Raw genomic sequence first — 20,534 nt, forward strand, 5'->3', positions numbered from 1 at the left:
CGCCGGTCGGCCCGCGCCCGGGCAGCGCTCGTGCCGGTGCCCGAGCTGGTGACCCACCTCGTGGTTGACCACGTACGTCCGGTAGACCGACAACGCCGACACGCCGGGCCGGTGCCGAACCCCCTGCTGGTCGGTGGCGTACAGTCGGCATCGGCGCGGACCTCCTGGGGCGACACGACCGGGGTGCGCAGCGGCGCCGCGAAGGACGTCGGACGGCTCCGACGCCGGGTGGGTCGTCGGGAGGGGGCAACGAGCACATGGCTGGCAATGGTGACCGTGCCGAGACCTGGACGTCGGAGCTCCGCGAGCAGCAGGCCACGCTCGGCGCGGATCTGGGTCCTGCGGATCCGGCTGCCTACACGATGCGCAAGCCCATCCCCGAGCCGATGCCCACCGACCGGCACGGCCCCGCGCGCATCATCGCGATGGCCAACCAGAAGGGTGGCGTCGGCAAGACCACCACCACGATCAACCTGGGCGCGGCCCTCGCGGAGTACGGGCGCAAGGTGCTGCTCGTCGACTTCGACCCGCAGGGCGCCCTCTCGGTCGGGTTGGGCGTCAACCCGCACAACCTCGACCTGTCCGTCTACAACCTGCTCATGCAGGACGACGTGACCGCCGAGGACGTCCTGATCAAGACCGACGTGGCGGGCCTGCACCTGCTGCCGGCCAACATCGACCTCTCCGCCGCCGAGATCCAGCTCGTCAACGAGGTGGCCCGGGAGATGGCCCTGGCCCGGGTCCTGCGCTCGGTGCGCAAGGAGTACGACTACATCCTGATCGACTGCCAGCCGTCACTCGGCCTGCTGGCGATCAACGCGTTGACCGTCGCGCACGGGGTGCTCATCCCCCTCGAGTGCGAGTTCTTCAGCCTGCGCGGTGTGGCGCTGCTGCTGGACACCATCGACAAGGTGCGCGAGCGGCTCAACTTCGACCTGGAGTTGGAAGGCATCCTCGCCACCATGTACGACAGCCGCACCACGCACTGCCGTCAGGTGCTGCAGCGGGTGGTCGAGGCGTTCGGTGACAAGGTCTACCAGACGGTCATCACCAAGACGGTGAAGTTCCCGGAGTCCACCGTGGCCGGTGCCCCCATCACGACGATGGACCCGGCGTCCTCCGGAGCACGCAACTACCGTCAGCTGGCCCGCGAGGTGATCGCCGCCCAGTCGGAGCGGTAGCCGGAACGCCCGGTGCCGCTCTCGTGGACTACGGTCGTCCGGTGACCGCGCCACCAGTTGACCCGCCCGAGGCCGCCGCTGCGGCCGTGGTCGACGGTGTGCCGCCCGCCGACCCCGCCGCCACCGGGTTCACGGTGCGGCTGGCCAACTTCACCGGCCCGTTCGACCTGCTGCTGCAACTGATCGGCAAGCACAAGCTCGACGTCACCGAGGTGGCCCTGCACACCGTCACCGACGAGTTCATCGCCTACATCCGGGCCATGGGTGACGACTGGGACCTGGACGAGGCCAGCGAGTTCCTCCTCATCGCCGCGACCCTGCTCGACCTGAAGGCGGCACGGCTGCTGCCCTCCGCCGAGGTGGAGGACGAGGCGGACCTCGCGCTGCTGGAGGCCCGGGACCTGCTCTTCGCCCGACTGTTGCAGTACAAGGCGTACAAGGAGGCCGCGGCGCACATCGCCGAGCTGGAGGCCGTCGGCGGCCGCCGGTACCCGCGGGCGGTCAGCCTGGAACCCCGCTACGCGGAGGCGCTGCCCGACCTGGTGCTCGGCATCGGCCCGCAGCGACTGCTGAAACTGGCAGTGAAGGCGATGACCCCGAAACCGGTGCCCGAGGTGTCCATCGCCCACGTGCACATGGTCCGGGTCAGTGTCCGCGAACACGCGGCGATCCTCACCGCCCGGCTGCGCCGGGCCGGCACGGCCACGTTCTCGCTGCTCTGCGCCGACTGCGAGGCCACCCTCGAGGTGGTGGCGCGGTTCCTGGCGCTGCTGGAGCTGTACCGGGAGGGCCTGGTGTCCTTCGTCCAGGAGCAGGCCCTGGAGGAGTTGACAGTGCGCTGGACCGGCCCGGCCGACGGGGACACCGAGCTGCACGTCGACGAGTACGCCGGCACCCCGGCCGACCCGGAGTCGCCGGTGCTGGGGTCGGAGGGCCGCCACCCGGTGGCTTCGGAGGTGCCCGAGGCGGTGAGGTCGGAGCCGACCGACCCGGTGAGGTCGGAGTCGCCCGAGCCGGTGGGGGAGGCCGGCGGGCCGGACGGGACGGGAACCACGGAGGATGAGCGGGATGAGTGACGAGCAACGCCGGGACTCGCTGGCCGACCAGGCCGCCGCGTGGGTCCCCCCGTGGGAACGCCCCCGGCAGCCCGCGCCCTCGGCAAGCGCCTCCGAGGCCCCTGACCCTGAGCCCACCGTCTCCGAGGTTGCCGACCCGGAGGCCGCCGTCCCCGAGGTCGCCGGCCCTGCGGCCCCTGACCGTGCGGCCACCGAGCCCGAGGCCGCCGCAGCCCCGACGCCCGCGCCGGTCGCCCCGGCACCCGATGTGACCGACATCGCCGCCGAGCCGGCCACGCCGCCCGGGTCGGGCCAGGTCGCCCCGGATCCGGTCGCGGCACGGGAGATGGGCGGGGCTCGGGACGTACCCCCTCGGCAGGCGTCCGGGCGACGGAGGGCGACGGCCGTGCCGGAGCCCGCGCCGGAGCTGTCCGACGCCGAGCTGCGCGGCGCCCTGGAGGCCATCCTGCTGGTCGTCGACGAGCCGGTCAGCGAGCTGGTGCTGGCCCAGGTGCTGGAGCAGCCAGCCGAGCGGGTCGGCCCGATGCTCGATGACATCGCCGCCGGTTACACCGCCGCCGGGCACGGGTTCGAGTTGCGTCGGGCGGCCGGCGGGTGGCGGCTGTACACCCGGCCGGAATACGCTACGTACGTCGAGCGGTTCGTTCTGGACGGGCAGTCCGTACGGCTGACCCAGGCGGCGTTGGAGACGCTCGCCGTGGTCGCCTACAAGCAGCCGGTGACCCGTTCGCGAATCTCAGCCATCCGGGGTGTGAACTGCGACGGGGTCATCCGTACGCTGGTCACTCGCGGCCTCGTCGAGGAGTGCGGCACCGAAACGGACAGTGGGGCCTTCCTGTACAAGACCACCACGCTGTTCCTGGAGAAGCTCGGGCTGAACACCGTTCACGAGCTGCCGCCCCTCGCACCCTTCCTGCCCGACGACGTAGAAGAGCTTGCTGATGCGACCCGATAACCGTTCCCCCAAACCCGACGCTCCCGTCTTCGAGGGGGCGGAGCGCCTGCAGAAGGTGCTCGCCGCCGCCGGCGTGGGTTCCCGGCGCGCCTGCGAGGATCTGATCTTCCGCCGCCGGGTGACCGTGGACGGGCGGGTCGCCAAGCTCGGCGACAAGGTCGACCCGGCCACCGCCGTGATCCACGTGGACGGCGAGCGCCTCCAGGTCGACATCCGCCTGGTCTACGTGGCGATGAACAAGCCGCGTGGGGTGGTCACCTCCATGGCGGACGACAAGGGACGCAACGAGCTGGCCGAGTTCATCGGCAACCGGGTGGAGCAGCGGGTCTACCACGTGGGGCGGCTCGACGCGGACAGTGAGGGCCTGCTGCTGCTCACCAACGACGGCACCCTCGCGCACAAGCTCATGCATCCCTCGTACGAGGTGCTGAAGACCTACCTCGCCGAGGTGGTCGGGCCGATCCCGCGCAACCTGAGCAAGCGGCTGTTGGCCGGCGTCGAGCTGGAGGACGGGCCGGTCAAGGTCGACTCGTTCAAGGTGGTGGACACTCTGGGTAAATCCGCCCAGGTGGAGCTGAGCCTGCACGAAGGGCGCAAGCACATCGTCCGACGGCTGATGGAGGAGGTCGGACACCCGGTCACCCGGCTGGTGCGTACCTCGATCGGTCCGATCCGGCTCGGCGAACTGCGCACCGGGCGGATCCGGAGGCTGACCAACGCCGAGGTCGCCGCCCTGTTCAACGCGGTGGGTGACTGACCCCCGGTTCCGGGGTACGGCTGCCGGTAGGCTCCACCGATGGCCGGACGACGGCCGCTGGAGGTGGCGTGGGTCGCCTCCGGTGGCGTCGCGTGCGGGTCCGCCAGAGGACCCGGGCATGATTGATGACGATTGACAAACCGCTTGCGGCGCCGAATCACCGGGCGATCCGTGAGGTACGGGCTGAGGAGGACACGGTGGAGGAAAACGTACGGGCCGGGCGATGTGTGGTCGCTGTGGACGGGCCGTCCGGTTCGGGTAAGTCCACCGTGTCGCGGCGGCTCGCCGCCAGCATCGGTGCGCGCTACCTGGACACCGGGGCGATGTACCGGGCGATCACGTGGGCCGTGCTGCGCTCCGGCGTGGACCTCACCGACGCCGCGTCGGTGGCCAAGGTCGCCGGCGAGGTCAAGCTGCGCATCGGCACCCACCCGCAGGGGTACGCCGTGACCGTCGACGGTGTGGGCGTCGACGCCGACATCCGTGGCGCGGAGGTGACCGGGGCGGTCTCCGCCGTCGCCGCCGTGCCGGCCGTCCGTGAGCTGCTGGTCTCCCGGCAGCGCGAGATGATCGCCGATGCTGGTCGGATGGTGGTCGAGGGCCGCGACATCGGCTCGGTCGTAGCGCCGGACGCCGACCTGAAGGTCTTCCTGACCGCCTCCGAGGCGGCCCGCGCCGCCCGGCGTAGCGCCGAGGACGCCGCCGACGTGGCGGCCACCGCCGCCGACCTGGCACGACGGGACCGGCTCGACTCGACCCGCAAGGTCAACCCGTTGGCGCAGGCACCCGACGCCGTGGTGCTCGACACCACCGAGTTGGGCATCGACGAGGTCGTGGCACGACTGCGTGACCTGCTCGCCGAGCGGGGTGTGGCATGACCGATCCAGGTGGATGGGTAGAACTGCGGGAACCGGACATCGCCGTCGAGGAACCGAGCGGCCCGCAGCCGGTGGTGGCCGTGGTCGGTCGCCCCAACGTGGGTAAGTCCACTCTGGTCAACCGGATCATCGGCCGCCGGCAGGCGGTCGTCGAGGACGTCCCGGGCGTGACCCGGGACCGGGTGCCGTACGACGCGCAGTGGAACGGCCGGGCGTTCACAGTGGTGGACACCGGCGGTTGGGAGCCCGACGCGAAGGACCGCGCCGCGGCTATCGCCGCGCAGGCCGAGACGGCGGTCGTCACCGCCGACGTGGTCCTCTTCGTGGTCGACGCGATGGTGGGCTCCACCGACGTGGACGAGGCCGCGGTGAAGATGCTGCGCCGCAGCGCCAAGCCGGTGATCCTGGTGGCGAACAAGGCCGACAACAACTCCATCGAGATGGAGGCCACCTCGCTGTGGTCCCTCGGTCTCGGTGAGCCGTTCCCGGTGTCCGCGCTGCACGGACGCGGCTCCGGCGACTTGCTGGACGCCATCCTCGCCGCGCTGCCGGAAGCGCCGACAATCGTGGAAAACCGTCCGCGCGGGCCGCGCCGCGTGGCGCTGGTCGGCCGGCCGAACGTGGGCAAGTCGAGCCTGCTCAACCGGTTCTCCGGTGAGGAGCGGGCGGTCGTCGACTCGGTCGCCGGCACCACTGTGGACCCGGTGGACAGCCTTGTCGACATCGGCGGCCAGACCTGGCAACTGGTCGACACGGCCGGCCTGCGCAAGCGGGTCGGCAAGGCCAGCGGCACCGAGTACTACGCCAGCCTCCGTACCGCCGGCGCGATCGAGGCCGCCGAGGTGGCCGTCGTGCTCCTGGACGCCAGCGAGCCGATCAGCGAGCAGGACCAGCGGATCCTGACGATGGTCACCGAGGCCGGCCGCGCGCTGGTCATCGCGTTCAACAAGTGGGACCTGGTCGACGCCGACCGCCGGTACTACCTGGACAAGGAAATCGACCGGGAGCTGCGCCGCATCCCTTGGGCGATCCGCCTGAACCTGTCGGCGATGACGGGCCGTGCGGTGGACAAGCTGGCCCCGGCCCTGAACAAGGCCCTGGCGAGCTGGGAAACCCGGGTGCCGACCGCGCACCTCAACCAGTGGTTGACCGCGCTGGTGCAGGCCACCCCGCACCCCGTGCGTGGTGGACGGGCGCCGCGGATCCTGTTCGCGACGCAGGCCGGTGTGGCGCCGCCGCGGTTCGTGCTCTTCACCACCGGTCCGCTGGACGCCGGCTACCAGCGCTTCGTCGAGCGCAAGCTTCGCGAGGAATTCGGGTACGAGGGCAGCCCGATCGAGATCTCGGTTCGCCCGAGGAAGAAGCTCGGCCCCGGCGGTCGAGGCAAGGCGCACGGCTGACGCGTCTGCCGTTCTGCTCGAAGAATGCCGGATGGGGGATGCCCCATCCGGCTTCTTTCTACCCCACCCTCCTAGGACGCTTTAGGGGGTGTGGGGTGGTCCGGTCGTCGCGGTGTACGGCGGTTCGGTCGCTTCGTGTCGCGGGTGGGGCCTGTGCGAAAGGGCCGTGACTGCTGCGCTAAGCTGTACCGGCTGTCGCAGTGGGAAACCACGCGAGGGCGGGACGTGGCGCAGCTTGGTAGCGCACTTGACTGGGGGTCAAGGGGTCGTCGGTTCGAATCCGGCCGTCCCGACAGGCAGAAAGCCCTGACCAGCGGAAACGCTGGTCAGGGCTTTAAGTTTGTCTATGGGGTTTTGAACCGCCCCCCGAAAACCCCCTTTTACCGGGGTCGGCAACCAGATTTGTCATCCATGGGCATCGTTGGGCGCTGCGGGTGCGGGGCTGTGTCGCTTGCCGTGATCGGTGCCGAGTCGCTCGAGGATGTCCGAGACGTCCGGGGCTTGGGCGGGCTTGGCGATGTAGTACGTGGCGGTGACCTCCTCGCTGGAGTGGCCGAGCTGCGCTGCGGCGCTTTTCGTGTCGGTCTCTTCCTTGATGAGGGTGGCGACGGTCTTGCGGAAGGTGTGGGGAGTGACCCAGGCGAGGTCGGTGTCAGCGCGAGCCTCACGCCACTGACGGCGGACGTTGTTGGGTGACAGCCAGGTGCCGCGTCGGGAGGCGAAGATTGCGTCGTGGGGGTTGTCGGCGGCGACGAGCTTGCGGGCCATGATCATGCCGACGGCGAACCGGGGGAGGACGACCATTCGCCAGCCGGCGTCGCTCTTGGTCCAGGGTTGGCGGAAGAAGCCCTGGCCCTTCACGAAGACGAGCGTGCCGCAGATCGTCAGGGTGGGGCGTTCGGCGGCGAGATCGAGGTCTTCCCATCGCAGGGCGAGGATCTCGCCGATGCGGGCGCCGGTAGCGAGCATCAGGTCGACGACGTCCGCCAGGTCGCCGCTGTGGCGTGGTCCGGGCTTTCCGGGGACGGGTCGCTGCCAGTCGCGGATAGCCGTCCGGACGGCCTGGAGATTCTCGTCAGTGAGGGCGACGACAGCGCGGCGGGGTTTGCGGAGCCGGCCGGTGTCGCGTACCGGGTTGGTGGGGATCGCGCCGTGGCGAACGGCCAGTGCGAACATCTGGCTTAGGACGACCTTCGCGCCTTTGGCTGCCGAGGGACGGTCTTTGGCGATGTCGCGCAGGAACCGATCCAGGCGCCCGACGCTTGCTTCTCTGATTCGGAGGTTGCCCAGGGCGGGCAGGATCGCGTTGCGCGTGCTGGTCTCGTATCGCTGGATGGTCTGTGGTGCGATCCGTTCCTCGGTGGTGATCTCTTCGATCCACAGGTCGGCGAGTGTGCTGACGCGGGTCTCCCGGGTGATCTCGTCGTCGTTGGGGGTGGTGCGGTCACGGAGCTTGACCTTGAGCGCCCGTGCGGCGGCCGGGCCGGTGGTGCCGGTGGCCTCGATGTCGCGGGTCTTGCCGTCGTAGTCGCGAAACCGCGCTCGAGCGCGGAACCGGTTGGCTCCGAGTTTCTGGGTGCGGATGTTGCCCCAGGTGCCGATGGGCAGTTCGGGTCGGGCCATGGGTCATCGCTCCGCGTCGGTGTGGTCGTCGAGCCAGCGTTCGACTTCGCTGCGCCGGTAGCGCAGGGTGTTGCCGACGCGGATGGCGCGGGGTCCCTTGCCGCGGCTGTGCCAGGCGTAGAGGGTGTTCTTGGGCTTGCCCAGCCAGGCGGCGACGTCGTCGATGGTCAGGAGAGGGTCTGGCCGCCATTCCGAGGCGGCGGGAGCGTTCATCGCCAGCCCAGCGTGTTGGTGCAGTCGGGCAGTCGGTGACCCGTGACGCGGCCGGCAGGTTGCCGGCCACCTGGCGGGGCGGTATCGGAGGCGGTGTGGGGGTGGGGCGGGCATGGCTGATATGTCCTTTCAGGATCCCGCACTGATCGGTGGCGGGGGTCGCTGTGGCTGCTGTGCAGGGTCGCGGAATTCATCGACCGTGAATGTTCATCCACCCGTCTTGTTCTTAGGACGTCAAGCCTCTCGTTGATTGCAGTAATGACGAGGTGCTGCGGGCGTTGCGGCTTGTCTGGGCGAAAATAATCGTCTTGAATTGCGGGGCTCGACATCGGTGTCTTGCGCGTTCCTGCCGACTCTTGGCCGAGAAGCGGTGCGGCATTGCGGATTGACACGCGAGGCTGAGGTGCGTAGAAGTTTGACGAGCAAGCGGTAGGACGCATCCGCGTGGCCCACTCGACATGGGTGAGGGATCGGAAGTCTTGGAGGGTTCGCATGTTGTGGCCTTTCGGTGAGGTGTGGTGACCGCGTTCGCCCAGGTAGTAGTGCTTAGCAGCGACGTTTCGTACGTCTGCCAGGAAGGCCGAGTTGTCGGAGGACTTTGAGATCAGCAGGCTGACCGGGTTCTGGTCCTGTGTGCTTGAAGGGCCGGCTGGCTCGAAATTCCGCGGCATCAGCCGCTCGGTGCGTTCGGTTCGGGCTCGTCCAGCGATCACGCTGGCCGAGCCTGATACCAGAATTCCGCTGGCTTGGATTTGACGAAAAGGTGAGTGCCGGTTGAGCATTTCACTCAACCGGCACTCATCCTTGAACTATGAATTGCTTCCTGTGACCGTGGCCGCTTCGCCTGCGGTTCTGCTGCACCGATAGGTGACATCTGAGATGGCTTGCCCTGACGGCAGGCTGGAAGGATGTTGCTGTGCCCAAGCCCTACCCCCGAGAGTTCCGCGACGATGTCGTGCGGGTGGCCCGTGACCGGGAGCCAGGCGTGACGGTCGAGCAGATCGCTAAGGACTTCGGGGTCCACCCGATGACGCTGTTCAAGTGGCTTCGCCAGGCCGACATCGACGCCGGAGTCACGCCCGGGACGGCCAGTACCGAGTCAGCCGAGCTGCGGGAGGCTCGGAAGCGGATCAGGTTGTTGGAGCAAGAAAACGAGGTCCTGCGTCGGGCCGCCGCCTACTTGTCGCAGGCGCATCTGCCGGGAAAAGGCTCTACCCGCTCGTGAGCGAGCTGGCCGCCGACGGGATCCCCGTGGCGGTGACGTGCCGGGTGTTGAAGATCGCTCGTCAGCCTTTCTACCGGTGGCTGGCCCGACCCGTCACCAGCGCCGAGGAGGTGGTGGCGTACCGGGCCAACGCGTTGTTCGACGCCCACCGCGACGATCCGGAGTTCGGCTACCGGTTCCTGGTCGACGAGGCCCGCGACGCCGGGCAGCCGATGGCCGACCGCACCGCGTGGCGGATCTGCTCCGGCAACGGCTGGTGGAGCGCGTTCGGCAAGCGCAAGCGTCGCGGCAAGGGCGGTAAGCCAGGTCCACCCGTGCACGACGACCTGGTCCAGCGGGACTTCACCGCCGACGGCCCGAACCGGCTGTGGCTGGCCGACATCACCGAACACCACACCGCCGAGGGCAAGCTCTACCTGTGCGCGATCAAGGACGTCTGGTCCCACCGCATCGTCGGCTACTCCATCGACTCGCGGATGAAGTCCCGCCTGGCCGTCTCCGCACTGGACAACGCCGCCGCCAGACGCGGTGACCTGGCCGGTTGCATCCTGCACACCGACCGCGGATCCCAATTCCGGTCCAGGAAATTCGTCCGAGCCCTGAACCGCCACCGGATGGCCGGATCGATGGGCAGAGTCGGCGCCGCCGGCGACAACGCCGCCATGGAATCCTTCTTCGGACTGCTGCAGAACAACGTCCTCAACCGGCGATCCTGGACCAGCCGTGAGCAACTCCGGATCGCGATCGTGACCTGGATCGAACGGACCTACCACCGCCGCAGACGCCAGCGTTCGCTGTCCCGGTTGACCCCCGTGGAATTCGAGACCATCATGCACCGACCGGCCAGACAGGCCGCGTGACTACACCTGTCACCTGCCGGTGCAGCAGACCCCTGGACCTGACGATCTGCCGGCTCGATGGTTGCGACCACCTGCCGAGCTTCGACGAGCGCGAAGACATCGCGAGCATCAGCAGTCAGTACAGCACGACGTTGGTCACCTGGCTCGAAAGCCAGCTGAGCATCGGCGCGGCCGACAGGCGGGGTTGTCGCGATGAAAAGTCATGACCTTGGGCTGGGGTAGCGGCTCCAGGTGCCGCCGGCATTGGTGACTTGGCGGGTCGCGGTGGTGGGGTGGAAGCCGAGGGCATCGGCGACGACCGGGGCGGGTGCTTGCAGGACGAGTTGGCGTAGCGCGGCGACGCGGGCTTCCTTGATCGGGAACTCGAGCGTGCGGAGCCGGTTGTGCAGGGTGGTGTAGGCGACGGGCTGTCCGGCGAGCCGGCTGGGGAACAGCAGAGCCGGCGGCGGGCCGGCCGCGTCGACGAGCTGCCGCAGCAGCGTGGCGAACGGTTCCGGGACGGGTGCGGCACTTCCACACGCGCCCCATCCAGCGGCAACCGGCCGGGCACTCGCCGTGTATGGGCAGCGGGGCGGGGTGGCCGGCGGGGCAGGCAGACGGGGCCCACTCCTGCCAGACCCGTCCGCCGCCGCGCGTGCGTACCCACCGTCCCGCCACCACATTGTCAGGGTACGAGGCAGTCGCCGCGTCGATTGCGAGCCAGTGGGCTGTGACCCACTTCGATGCAGTCCCTAGTCGGGACGCCCCTTGCCGCGATACACCTCTCCGTTCGTGACCTCGAAATACAGCCGAGAGAACGGATTGCGCCACGACGGCACTTCCTCCGGTTTGCGACGCCAGTAGTCGGCAGTCGCGGCCCGGGCCCAGAACCAGGTGGTGACGAGTACCAGCCAGCCGGTCTCCAGGAGCGCCCGCGGTCGATCGGCCGGATCCATCACCCACAAACCCAGGCCGAAAATGGTGGGTAGGGCCACAGTGGCGCCCCAGGCGACCCAGAACGATCGAAGGATCGCCCCGATGATCAGCGGGAAGAAGAAAATCATGACGAGTTCGCCGAGCAGAACCGGCTGAGGGACCGTGGTCTGCATGGCGCCCGACCTCACCGACCTGATCGGCACCAACGGGATGTTGTTGAAGGTGAAGTAGAGGACCACCACGGAGATGAGCACCTTGACTTGGAGGAGTCGTCGGCGCTGACGGGTACTCGGCGGCATCGGGCCGGTCTCGGGAGGCAGCCGAAGCAGGTCCAGCACGCGGCCCAACCGGCCCGGATGCACGCGCGGTGGTGGCATCGGGCCGACCAGGCCGAGGCGTCGGGCCCGGAGCACGTCGACCGACTGGAGGGTCAGCAGGAAGAGCTGGGCGTAGACGAACACCATGACGGTGATGACCGTGCTGACGATGAGCGATCGCGACGGGTTGGAGGGGGCAGCTGTCGCGCCCACTACCAGCGGGGTGACGCCGCACGGCCAGACCGGCCACGGAACCCGGTCAAGACCCCACACCGCCACCGTGCCCAGTAGGAGCAACGGCAGGATGCCGATGAACATGAAGTGCTGGACGAAGTCGCCGTAGTTCTCGTAGACCAGAACAAAGTAGGTGATGACGACGAGCGCCCAGCCGCCCGCTCCGGCTACGGTGAACTGCAGGGGCCAGCGGTGCCGGAGCCGGTCCATGGCCCGCTCCAGGGCATCCATCGCCGTATTCACCGCACCAGCAAAGCAGACCCGAGCGACTGCCGAGGCTCAATTTTCATCCACAATGGATGTCGATCAATGATTGTCGCTGATGTTCATCGGCAAGACCCGCCTGCCGGCGGCTCCGCTGTGCAGCAGATGCGGCGATGCTGCGGAATCAGATGCTGTCGACGTCGGGGAACTGCGCAAGCACCTCTGGCAGAGCCGGCTCGACAGGCAGCGGCCGGGACTCGGTGTGTTTGTCAGGACCGCACCGGCTGAATGGCCCGTACTCGGCGGCGAGCGCGGCGAGGTGTGGGTCGAGGTGGTCGCGCCACCAGATGCTCATGCCGGTCTGGGGATCGCTGACTCGCAGCGTCTCCCAGGCCCGCCAGAGTGCGTACAGGCGGGAGATCGCCTCGGGGTGCGCCCACCACCGCGGGCACCAGTTGATCCCGCTGGTCGGCCCGGAGGCGAGGCACCGCTCGACGACGTGGGCGGGGTAGTCCCCGACGAACGCCTCCACGTTGCGATAGACCGGCTCCGCGCCGGCCGGCTCGGCCGCCGAGGGCTCGGCGGCCGGCGGGGTTGCGCCCGGGTCGCCGGCGAGCTGGCCGAGTAGCGCGCTGAGGTCGGCGACGGCGTCGGCGGCCGGCCCGGCGGTTGGCGTGGTCATTAGGCTGGCTCCGGTGGGACGCCGGGGGTGAGGGTTCAGTCGGTGCGGCCGGTGGGGTCCCAGTGCGCGATCGACGCGCGGAGCGCCGCCGCGTAGGGCCCGTCCTGCCAGGGGGCGGTGCGGGCGAGCGCGGGCGGGGCACCCGAGGCGTAGACAGCCATGGGGCAGGGCGTGCAGGTCGGAGACGTCGAGGATGCGCTGGCGGCGGGTGGTGTGCGAGACCGACCGCTGGCCCCACCCGGATCCGCTGCTAATGGCCGAGCGGGTGGCGACGTCGTGCTCGCCGATCAGCTTCGACAGCTCTTCCAGCCAGTCCGGGTCGCCGACGCCGCCGCCGTACGTCCGCACGTTCGCCGCCGACCAGAGCTTGCGCATGCCCTCGCGTCCCCACACGTCGACGCCGTTTGGGTAGGACTGAAAGATGGTGATGATCGGCAGGCAGTGCGAGCCGTAGTACGAGTACAGGTTGGGCAGTTGCCGCAGGCGGTAGATGTTCGTGGCCTCGTCGAGGATGCTCAGCAGCGGCGGGTCTAGGCGGCGTCTGGCTGGGGCGCGGGCGCGCAGCTCGCCGGCGCGCAGGACCGCGTCGGTGAGAGCTGCGATCAGCGGGGCGGGGGAGCCGGGCCCGCCCTGGGACAGCAGATACAGCAAGTCGGTGGAGACCACGAACGCGGCCGGTTCGAACTCGAGGACCCCGCGGGTCGGTGGGGTCGACCAGACGGTGACGGCGGGCTCGCTGAGGCACATGGGTGTCTTTTGGCCGTCGGGGTAGATGCCGCCACGGGTTTTGTCGCAACTGTTGACCACGCCGGAGACCGCGTGCGAGCAAGGCCAAAAAACCTCGCCATCGTGCTCACGCGGGGCAGTGCGGTGACAGCCCTCAGTTCATCCGGTCCTGACGCCATCCGTCCCTCCCCGGCTGGGCGCCGGCTGTCCGAGAACCCGACCGCACCGAGTCCTGGCCGACAAGGCGTACACGCAAGACCGACCGGGCCTACCTGCGCGGACACGGGAAGCCTTCCGAGGGCGAACACCATAGTGACCCTTACGGACGCTGCAGAGCATGCAACCATTGCCTTGCCTTGTGAACTCACGCGGTCGCAAACCAAACTCATCGCAGTCTGCCGTGTTCGGCCAAGACTGTATCAGCGTGGGTTACGAGGACCTCCCGGGTGATGCGGAACCTTCGACAAGCTCCACCTCAGCCAGAGGCCCTCACCCACTTCAAGATCCACGCCCTGTCACCACCGTCCGCGGAAAGAAAATCTAGCACGGTCCTGCCTGTTCGGCTCTGTGCCCGCTGCCGATCAGCCACGGGATGCGGCGAGGGCCGGACTTTCCGGCCCCGGCCCTCGCCGCGCATCAGATCGATCAGTGGATGCCGATGGCGGGCACGCCGGACTGGAGGAGCGATGATGACCGCGGGGAATCGTCACCGTTGCGACGGCAGTTCGAATCCGCCCAGGTGAATCTGTTGAGAAAGCCGCAGACTGGAGAGCCGGCTTTAGCGACAGCGGGTCCGACCTGATCGCGCTTCTCGACCTCGTCGCGAGGCGATGTCGGATATCCGGCTGCCTTCGAGCAAAGCGATATTGCCGGTGACAAGAGGCATGCGGACCGAGGTGTGTGGGGCCACAGTGGATCAGCTCGGCGACCGGTTCGACATCCAGGACTCGACCGGTTCCGGCCCCCCGTCGACTGCCAGCGAGGCGAGCAGGAACTCATACTTCCCGTTCGTGTCGAGGTCGAGCAGCTCGATTCGGTGCTCGACGCAACGATAACTTTGGTCTATCTACCAAGGGGAAGGCCGTCGTGTCGAGCGGTACGGAAAGGGGCGGGCCGTCGGCCGGGCCGCCTACGCACGGGCACCATGATCTTCACTCACAAACCTCCCAATTGCCGGCTTCACCGATGGCTGACCCAGGAGGTTTGGGGCAATCGAGGCGAACAGGTCACCGAACGGCTAAGTCGGTGTGGGCCTCGCTCACATCGAACGCACGGAACAGATTCATGAGGAACTGATGGGCCAGGCCGCGCGCCTGTCGCCGGGCGCGGGGGCGGGCAGGTCAGACAGCAGGGTGGACAGTCAGCCCGCTATCGTCTTCGGGCGCCATGACAGCCGAAGCGCAAGGCGAGGACGAGTTCAGTGATGATGGCAGCCCAGACTTAGCTACTTAGGACGATGAAGGCTTCGACACCTTGATGATCAATCGAAGCGGTCATGCCCGCTTCGCCGCTTACAAATCCGACGGTTCCTAGCGGAATGCCTCATCCCGGGCCGGTGCACGACTTTGCCCGGGCCCTGCCCGGCCGCCGGGCTTCAAGATCGACTATTTCGACGCTATCACCTTCCGATTTTTGTCCGTAGACTGCGCTCGGGCGAACGGAAGTGGGGTCGCATGCAAACACTGGATCCGGACACCGAGGTCACCTTCTCCTCACGGATCAGCGTCGCGGTCGTGCAGCAGAGCGTTTGGGCAGTGGATTTCGAGTCCATGCCTCTGGCAGCTGGTTATCTCGTCTCCGCGCTCCGGGCAGATTCCGCGATGAATAGTTACGTCGATGCAGTCATTCACAATTTCACAGGGGTCGCCACGGCTCGCGACATCGCGCTCAAGATATTGAGCGAAGGTCCCCCCGATATCCTCGCGTTCTCCGTCTTAGGCTGGAACTATCGGACCTTCGCAAGCGTTTCCGAGACCTTGAAGCAAGTAAGTCCCCTTTCGTGGGTGGTCTTCGGTGGAAACCATGTGTCGAACCAAGGAGAACGTGTTCTCTCCACGATCCCTTCGGTCGATGTCGTTGTCAACGGAGAAGGTGAATCGACGTTCTGCGACCTGGTGAGAGCGCGGCTCTCCGGTCGCACCACGGATGGTCTGGCCGGCATCGCCGGTATCAGCTTCCGACGCAGCGGTTCGGTCGTCACCACCCCACCCAGAGAACGCCTGACGGAATTGGACGAAATACCCTCGCCTATCCTCTCAGGTGCGGTCGCAATGACCAACGATTCCGGCCGTTTCCGCTACGACGTCGCGATCATGGAGACCAATCGCGGATGCCCGTACAAGTGCTCCTTCTGCTACTGGGGCGGTGCGGTGGGGCAGCGTATCCGCTCTTTCTCGCGACCGCGCTTGCGGGCCGAGCTCGAGCTGATAGGCCAGCACCAGGTGGAAACGGTCGTGCTGTGTGATGCCAACTTCGGCATGCTGCCCGGGGACAAGGACTTCATCGAGGACTTCGTCGAGGTCAAGGAAAACTACGGATACCCCAAATCCCTTGAGGCCAGCTGGGCGAAGAACAAGTCACGCATTTTCCGTCAGATCGTTGAGATCATGAGTCGAGAGCGAGTCAGTAGCTCGTTCACAATCGCTTTGCAGACACTGAACGTCAATGCACTGCGTCAAATGAACCGTCATAACATGCAACTCAATCAATGGGAGGAGCTGGTCGACTGGCTTCGCTCTCAAGGGCTTGACTGCTATGCCGAACTCATTTGCGGCGCCCCTGGCGAGACGTTAGATACGTTTACGCAGGGATACGATCACCTGGCCCGTAAGGTCCAGCGCATCGCGGTCTACCCCCTGATGCTCCTTCCGAACACCACCTACCACGAGAAGCGGAGCGAGTACGGCTTCATAACCTCCCGGGGCGCCGACGACGACTTCGAGTACGTGTTGGCTCATCACACCGCTGGCTTCGACGAGCTCCGGCGGATGGGACAATTCGTATTCTGGGCTCGGCTGATCGCGGAAAGCTCGGTCTTCCGCTATCTCTGGAAGCCCCTGAGGCTCCTCGATGTCCGGCAGTCCGTTGTGTTGTCCGACCTGGCCAGATGGTGCGAAGGTGATGATCTGCCGATTAGCATGGTTTTGGCCAGGCTCGCCCGAAAGCCGCAGACCGCCGTTGAACTGTCCGAAGCGCTGACCGTCTTCTTCCGCGACGAGCAGGGAAAGGAAATGCTGCATCGCTGGTGGTGTGAATCCATGCAGTCCAAGATTCCCTCAATCTTTCATCGTTTTTTGGACGACGTTATCCGCTTGGACCTTCTAACCCTTCCTCGCCTCGGGTTCACCGACGAGTCCGGGCATCGGGTCGAACAGGCGACGTTCTCCTACCCGCTGGCCGATCTTCTGCTTCAAGACGCAGTCAACCTCGAGGTTCCGCCCGTTCCGAGGATCACGATAGTGTCCATTCATTTCCGGGAAGGACTGGATCAGTACCTGTTCAATCACGAAGAGGCAGTACGGTTCTTCGGTAAGCCGACAGAGGATTTCGGGTGCGCGACCTAACAATTAACATCATCGCCGGTCTTCTGCTGTCCACCGCCGGCGCTTTGGCCGCCCGAGGTTTCGAGGCTCGGCGTCGCCGCCGCCGGTACGGTCACCTGCACCTGCTGACGGCTGGGGTTCGCCGCATACAGATCGTCGTACCGAGCTTGAACGTCGACGACTTCCTGCCTCAAGGTTCCAGCATCCGAGCCATGGTGCCCCCGAACGTGCGGGTCATGCCAATGGCAGAAGGCGGTGCGATCGCTCAACTGGTCATGACGCTCAGCAGCGTACGGAACTGCACGGTGCAACTGGTTCCCCAGGAGTCCTTCCAGGACGACGCGGACCTGACCATCTCCGTTGGCGGTCCGAGTTTGAACCGAGTCTCCGGGGACCTCTTAGGTCGATGTTTTCCGTCGTTCAAGCTCAAGTATCCGGAACACGTCGCCATGTACGGATCAACGACGTTTGCTCCTGCCAAAGGCGATGACGGCGCACTCGTCGAGGACTACGGATTCATTGCCTCGACCACTGGGACGAACGGCCGAAAGTCGCTGGTGCTGTGCGGCGTCTGGGCGCTCGGCACACAGATCGCCACCACGGTTCTTCTCTCCCTTCCCCAGCATTCCGAAGCCCGCCGTGCCCTACAGGAGGGCAGGAACTTCTTCGCGGTCGCGCATGCCACGATCAAGGGACTCTCACAGGAGGATGCTCAGGTGGTCGAAGTGCGGCGAGTGCCATGACCGGCGTGCTGAACACCGACCGGTCGACGGTGCCGGTGATCGTCACCCTCGTCGTGATCTACTCGGCAGCTGCCATCGCAGAATGGCGGCTGATTCTCCGGCTGGCGAAGTACAACGGATCCGGCGATCGCAGCACGTCCCGCGCCCTGACGGACCTCGTTTTCGTCAGAGAGACCAGTCGGGACCGACTGAGCGACGACGGCGGGACTCGCGCCATTCTGGTCGCCGGTTCGCTCGGGAGTCTTCTTGCCGGCGTCGTCGCAGCGTTCGTGGTACCGGCCGCCGCGTTGACCTTCTGGCCCGGTTGGATATGGGGCGCCGCCGGACTTCTCATCTGTCTGGGAGGCGCAGCGCTCCGCATCCGCAGCGTCGCCGAGTTGGGCTCGTCGGCGCATCGGACGGTGGTCGCCGACGGGACGATGAACCTAGTGACGACCGGGCCCTACCTTCTCATCCGACACCCGGCGTACCTCGGCAGTCTCCTGCTCTATGCCGGAACCGGCATCGCGCTCGGAAACGGGATCAGCATTGTCTTGAGTATCGTCGGACCGATTGCTGCCAGACTGCCACGCATTCTCCGGGAGGAACGGCTTCTGGCGGAGCGGCTCGGTGATCGCTATCGGCAATACGCGGAAAGATCCAAACGTTTCATCCCGGGAATCTGGTAGAGTTTTTCTGGCCGGTCGCGAAGACAACGGCCAAGATCTCCGGCACTGCCCGCCGGATGTAGTACGAGGTCGACGACACGAGTCTGCTGGTCCCGAATCGCCGCCTACCGAAGGCGATCGGCACGAACGTAAGCCGGAACCCGGCCGCGGCAGCGCGGATCAACTGCTCCTGGGTGTAGGTGAAGGTGCCGGTGACCACAAAAGCACAGGCGACATCACGGCCGAAGACGCGAAACCCGCTCTGCGCGTCGCCGACCCGCACACCGGTGATCATTGAAATTACTCGTGAGGCGGCCAGGTTCTCGAGGTACCGGCGGCGGGTCATGCCAGCTGGTCGCCGCCAGAGCCGGTCGCCCACGACGAGGTCGGACCCGCTCTTGCGCGCCGCGACTAGCCGTGCCAGGTCGGTTGCGGCGTATTGGCCGTCACCGTCGACATGCACGATCTCGTCACATCCGAGGGCCAGCGCAGTCTCGACACCGAATCGGAAGGTGGCCCCGAGGCCACCAGGACTCGGCGTGCGGACGACCAGAGCTCCGGCTTTACGGGCCACCGCGCAGGTGTGGTCCGACGATTGATCATCGACAACCACGATCCTGGTGTCGCCATCCAGGTCAGCGGCCTCCCGGCGGAAGTCTCCCACGACGGCGGCGACGCTGCGTTCCTCGTCCTTTGCCGGGATGATGATTACTCGCACATCCACTCCGGTTGCCGTAGCGAACAAGTACGTCGACTCTATTCGATCTCGTGCCTTCTGGCCATCGTTCTACTACAGTAGAACGTGTGCGCCTTTTACCGTACGCTCGGCAGCTATAGTGATCTTGTGGAACGTGTGCCGCATTTGCTCGGCACCAACGGGGCCAGATCCGAACCGATCGACCCACGGGTTGAACGGACCTGGGTGCGCGATGGCATACGGGGGGAAGAAATTTCCTGGGATGTCGGCTTCGGCCCTCGGACTCTCGCCTGGTTGCTTCGCCCGGATCACGCTGCGACTGAGCTTCCCGGCGTATTGGCCTTGCACGATCACGGCGATATCAAGTATTACGGGAAAGAAAAGATCGCGGACGGTCCGGACGCGGCTCCCGCGAGCATATCCGCTTTCCGAGAGCGGTTCTATGGAGGCGTTCCGTTCGCCAATGAACTAGCCCGTGAGGGCTTCGCGGTTCTGGTTCCGGACGTATTCATGTGGGGCAGCCGAAAATTCGATGCCATGTCTGTCGCAAATGTTGGGTATCGTGCGGAGGCAGCCGCTCCCACCGACGCCGCAACTTACGATCGGGCGGCCAGATCCCATGAGGAACAGGTGGCCAAGTATTGCATGCTCCTCGGCATTAGCATTTCTGAGTTGGTCGCCCGAGAGGACCGCCTGGCCGCCCTCTACCTTGCCTCCCGGCCAGACGTGAAGTCCGATGGAATCGGTTGCATAGGGCTCTCCGCTGGTGGATTTCGTGCCGGCCTCCTTCTCGGCCGTTGCGAGGAGATTCGGGCGGCTGTGGTCGTCGGCATGATGAGCACCTTAGAGGCTCTTTTCGATGAACACATCAGCCGCCACTCCTGGCTAATCTGCCTTCCCGGCGCGTCCCTGGCGAACGACTGGCCCCGGATGGTGGGTGGCAGAGCTCCGGCACGCCTCCTAGTCCAGTACCTGCTGGACGACCACCTTTTCCCGGTTGCCGGCATGCGCGCGGCGAACGACCTTCTAACTGTCACGTACGCTGACTCGGGAGTGCCTTCGGCCTACGTCGCCGAGTTCTATCCCGGGCCACATCGATTCGACCTCGAGATGCAGCGGTCGGCCTTTCTCGCCCTGAACCGCTGGCTCCCTGCCAGCGACGCTAGGGACGAGTAGGCGCGCGTCCACGGGGCTTTGCGCTGGTAGTAGTCCTGGCCAAGGTCGGTCGTTCAATCTGGGCCATGGCCATCGCGCGCAGGGCGTAGTTGAGGCTGACGGTTACCGCCCTGTTGGATGCCGCTCACTCAGCCTCCTCGTGGCGCATTGCCCTGACGGCCACCATTCTCCCCTGGCCTGCTTGGTAGGCAAAACGCCAGGCGGAACCGTCGGCCTCTGCCAAGGCGTAGCCCATTGCTGGGCGTTGAGCTTCGAGGTGTGCGTGGCCAAGATCGTGACCTACTTAAGACCAGCGAGGGCTATGAGCGGCGTAGGTTCAGCCTTTCGCTAACCTCGAACTTCGATGGACCGCCGACCGGCCCGGAGCGTTACTCGATGGCCTTGAAGACCAGTTCCGGGGTCAGGAGCGCGTGGCGTACGGCTCCGGCGCGGGTAACCGGGTCGGCGAGCAGTCCCGTCACGAGGTCGGAGGGCGGCACTGGA

At 66.6% G+C, this 20,534-nt stretch carries 18 protein-coding genes, 1 tRNA gene and 1 pseudogene; 13 read left to right on the plus strand and 7 right to left on the minus strand.

All coding sequences use genetic code 11. The features are described from left to right. Positions 1-93 (minus strand): annotated as a pseudogene (locus ACWCO3_RS13400) (DUF3152 domain-containing protein); the annotation flags it as partial. A gap of 164 nt (positions 94-257) precedes the next feature. On the opposite strand from ACWCO3_RS13400, the gene ACWCO3_RS13405 reads away from it, so the two are divergent. The 7 genes from ACWCO3_RS13405 to ACWCO3_RS13435 all read left to right on the plus strand — a co-directional run bounded on the left by ACWCO3_RS13405 (position 258) and on the right by ACWCO3_RS13435 (position 6,540). Next, positions 258-1,181, plus strand: a complete 924-nt coding sequence (locus tag ACWCO3_RS13405; protein WP_088990243.1) for a ParA family protein — start codon at positions 258-260, stop codon at positions 1,179-1,181. Positions 1,182-1,222: 41 nt separating this feature from the next. Further along, complete coding sequence (locus ACWCO3_RS13410; RefSeq protein ID WP_357936873.1) at positions 1,223-2,257, plus strand: segregation and condensation protein A; 1,035 nt, start codon at positions 1,223-1,225, stop codon at positions 2,255-2,257. Next, entirely contained in the window at positions 2,250-3,212 is a 963-nt protein-coding gene (gene scpB, locus ACWCO3_RS13415) for an SMC-Scp complex subunit ScpB (RefSeq protein WP_357936874.1), read from the plus strand. Before ACWCO3_RS13410 ends, scpB begins: the two co-directional genes overlap by 8 nt. Continuing rightward, positions 3,199-3,969 carry a pseudouridine synthase gene (locus ACWCO3_RS13420; RefSeq protein ID WP_145783508.1) on the plus strand — a complete coding sequence of 257 codons (771 nt, stop codon included), beginning with the start codon at positions 3,199-3,201 and terminating at the stop codon, positions 3,967-3,969. Before scpB ends, ACWCO3_RS13420 begins: the two co-directional genes overlap by 14 nt. A gap of 197 nt (positions 3,970-4,166) precedes the next feature. Continuing rightward, positions 4,167-4,847, plus strand: a complete 681-nt coding sequence (gene cmk, locus ACWCO3_RS13425; protein WP_357936875.1) for a (d)CMP kinase — start codon at positions 4,167-4,169, stop codon at positions 4,845-4,847. Continuing rightward, the gene (gene der, locus ACWCO3_RS13430) at positions 4,844-6,247 is read left to right on the plus strand and encodes a ribosome biogenesis GTPase Der (protein ID WP_357936876.1); all 1,404 of its coding nucleotides are present in this window, start codon (positions 4,844-4,846) and stop codon (positions 6,245-6,247) included. The genes cmk and der overlap by 4 nt, the downstream gene beginning before the upstream one ends. A gap of 219 nt (positions 6,248-6,466) precedes the next feature. Continuing rightward, positions 6,467-6,540, plus strand: a tRNA-Pro gene (locus tag ACWCO3_RS13435). Positions 6,541-6,652: 112 nt separating this feature from the next. Here the strand turns inward: ACWCO3_RS13435 and ACWCO3_RS13440 are convergent. Beyond that, positions 6,653-7,870, minus strand: coding sequence for a tyrosine-type recombinase/integrase (locus tag ACWCO3_RS13440; protein ID WP_450010110.1), 1,218 nt, complete (start codon positions 7,868-7,870; stop codon positions 6,653-6,655). Between the two features lie 3 nt (positions 7,871-7,873). Continuing rightward, entirely contained in the window at positions 7,874-8,083 is a 210-nt protein-coding gene (locus ACWCO3_RS13445; protein WP_145783502.1) for a helix-turn-helix transcriptional regulator, read from the minus strand. A gap of 916 nt (positions 8,084-8,999) precedes the next feature. Between ACWCO3_RS13445 and ACWCO3_RS13450 the strand changes: the two genes are divergently transcribed. Then, a protein-coding gene (locus ACWCO3_RS13450; protein ID WP_450010113.1) for an IS3 family transposase occupies positions 9,000-10,168 on the plus strand; the annotation gives its coding sequence in 2 pieces (ribosomal slippage) (positions 9,000-9,284 and positions 9,287-10,168; 1,167 coding nt in all). After that, the gene (locus ACWCO3_RS13455; protein ID WP_145783500.1) at positions 10,165-10,374 is read left to right on the plus strand and encodes a hypothetical protein; all 210 of its coding nucleotides are present in this window, start codon (positions 10,165-10,167) and stop codon (positions 10,372-10,374) included. Before ACWCO3_RS13450 ends, ACWCO3_RS13455 begins: the two co-directional genes overlap by 4 nt. On the opposite strand, the gene ACWCO3_RS13460 is transcribed toward ACWCO3_RS13455, so the two are convergent. The 3 genes from ACWCO3_RS13460 to ACWCO3_RS13470 form a co-directional block, all read right to left on the minus strand. Beyond that, positions 10,369-10,830 (minus strand): hypothetical protein, encoded by a 462-nt coding sequence (locus tag ACWCO3_RS13460; RefSeq protein WP_244311789.1) that lies wholly within the window; start codon positions 10,828-10,830, stop codon positions 10,369-10,371. The genes ACWCO3_RS13455 and ACWCO3_RS13460 overlap by 6 nt on opposite strands. Before the next feature lie 69 nt (positions 10,831-10,899). After that, the gene (locus ACWCO3_RS13465) at positions 10,900-11,865 is read right to left on the minus strand and encodes a hypothetical protein (RefSeq protein ID WP_167524877.1); all 966 of its coding nucleotides are present in this window, start codon (positions 11,863-11,865) and stop codon (positions 10,900-10,902) included. Positions 11,866-12,022: 157 nt separating this feature from the next. After that, positions 12,023-13,267 (minus strand): DUF4913 domain-containing protein, encoded by a 1,245-nt coding sequence (locus ACWCO3_RS13470; protein WP_450010115.1) that lies wholly within the window; start codon positions 13,265-13,267, stop codon positions 12,023-12,025. 1,652 nt (positions 13,268-14,919) lie between these two features. Here ACWCO3_RS13470 and ACWCO3_RS13475 point away from each other — a divergent pair. Genes ACWCO3_RS13475 through ACWCO3_RS13485 form a run of 3 tightly spaced genes read left to right on the plus strand, consistent with a single transcriptional unit; the run spans position 14,920 to position 18,199 of the window. Next, positions 14,920-16,809, plus strand: coding sequence for a KedN5 family methylcobalamin-dependent radical SAM C-methyltransferase (locus tag ACWCO3_RS13475; protein WP_145783494.1), 1,890 nt, complete (start codon positions 14,920-14,922; stop codon positions 16,807-16,809). Continuing rightward, a complete protein-coding gene (locus ACWCO3_RS13480; protein WP_145783492.1) occupies positions 16,797-17,531 on the plus strand; it encodes a hypothetical protein in 735 nt (244 codons plus the stop codon). The genes ACWCO3_RS13475 and ACWCO3_RS13480 overlap by 13 nt, the downstream gene beginning before the upstream one ends. Continuing rightward, complete coding sequence (locus ACWCO3_RS13485) at positions 17,528-18,199, plus strand: methyltransferase family protein (RefSeq protein WP_145783487.1); 672 nt, start codon at positions 17,528-17,530, stop codon at positions 18,197-18,199. Before ACWCO3_RS13480 ends, ACWCO3_RS13485 begins: the two co-directional genes overlap by 4 nt. On the opposite strand, the gene ACWCO3_RS13490 is transcribed toward ACWCO3_RS13485, so the two are convergent. Next, positions 18,180-18,896 (minus strand): glycosyltransferase family 2 protein, encoded by a 717-nt coding sequence (locus ACWCO3_RS13490; RefSeq protein WP_167524876.1) that lies wholly within the window; start codon positions 18,894-18,896, stop codon positions 18,180-18,182. The genes ACWCO3_RS13485 and ACWCO3_RS13490 overlap by 20 nt on opposite strands. 321 nt (positions 18,897-19,217) lie before the next feature. Between ACWCO3_RS13490 and ACWCO3_RS13495 the strand changes: the two genes are divergently transcribed. Continuing rightward, the gene (locus tag ACWCO3_RS13495; RefSeq protein WP_450010119.1) at positions 19,218-20,051 is read left to right on the plus strand and encodes a hypothetical protein; all 834 of its coding nucleotides are present in this window, start codon (positions 19,218-19,220) and stop codon (positions 20,049-20,051) included. Positions 20,052-20,534: the final 483 nt, after the last annotated feature.

Source organism: Micromonospora sp. NPDC002411, from assembly GCF_053592955.1.

Bases quoted from the DNA above. Each gene is read 5' to 3' on its own strand.
- ACWCO3_RS13405 (WP_088990243.1), top strand. From the start codon at position 258: ATGGCTGGCAATGGTGACCGTGCCGAGACCTGGACGTCGGAGCTCCGC.
- scpB (WP_357936874.1), top strand. From the start codon at position 2,250: ATGAGTGACGAGCAACGCCGGGACTCGCTGGCCGACCAGGCCGCCGCG.
- ACWCO3_RS13420 (WP_145783508.1), top strand. From the start codon at position 3,199: ATGCGACCCGATAACCGTTCCCCCAAACCCGACGCTCCCGTCTTCGAG.
- der (WP_357936876.1), top strand. From the start codon at position 4,844: ATGACCGATCCAGGTGGATGGGTAGAACTGCGGGAACCGGACATCGCC.
- ACWCO3_RS13440 (WP_450010110.1), bottom strand. From the start codon at position 7,870: ATGGCCCGACCCGAACTGCCCATCGGCACCTGGGGCAACATCCGCACC.
- ACWCO3_RS13445 (WP_145783502.1), bottom strand. From the start codon at position 8,083: ATGAACGCTCCCGCCGCCTCGGAATGGCGGCCAGACCCTCTCCTGACC.
- ACWCO3_RS13460 (WP_244311789.1), bottom strand. From the start codon at position 10,830: ATGTGGTGGCGGGACGGTGGGTACGCACGCGCGGCGGCGGACGGGTCT.
- ACWCO3_RS13465 (WP_167524877.1), bottom strand. From the start codon at position 11,865: ATGGATGCCCTGGAGCGGGCCATGGACCGGCTCCGGCACCGCTGGCCC.
- ACWCO3_RS13470 (WP_450010115.1), bottom strand. From the start codon at position 13,267: ATGTGCCTCAGCGAGCCCGCCGTCACCGTCTGGTCGACCCCACCGACC.
- ACWCO3_RS13475 (WP_145783494.1), top strand. From the start codon at position 14,920: ATGCAAACACTGGATCCGGACACCGAGGTCACCTTCTCCTCACGGATC.
- ACWCO3_RS13485 (WP_145783487.1), top strand. From the start codon at position 17,528: ATGACCGGCGTGCTGAACACCGACCGGTCGACGGTGCCGGTGATCGTC.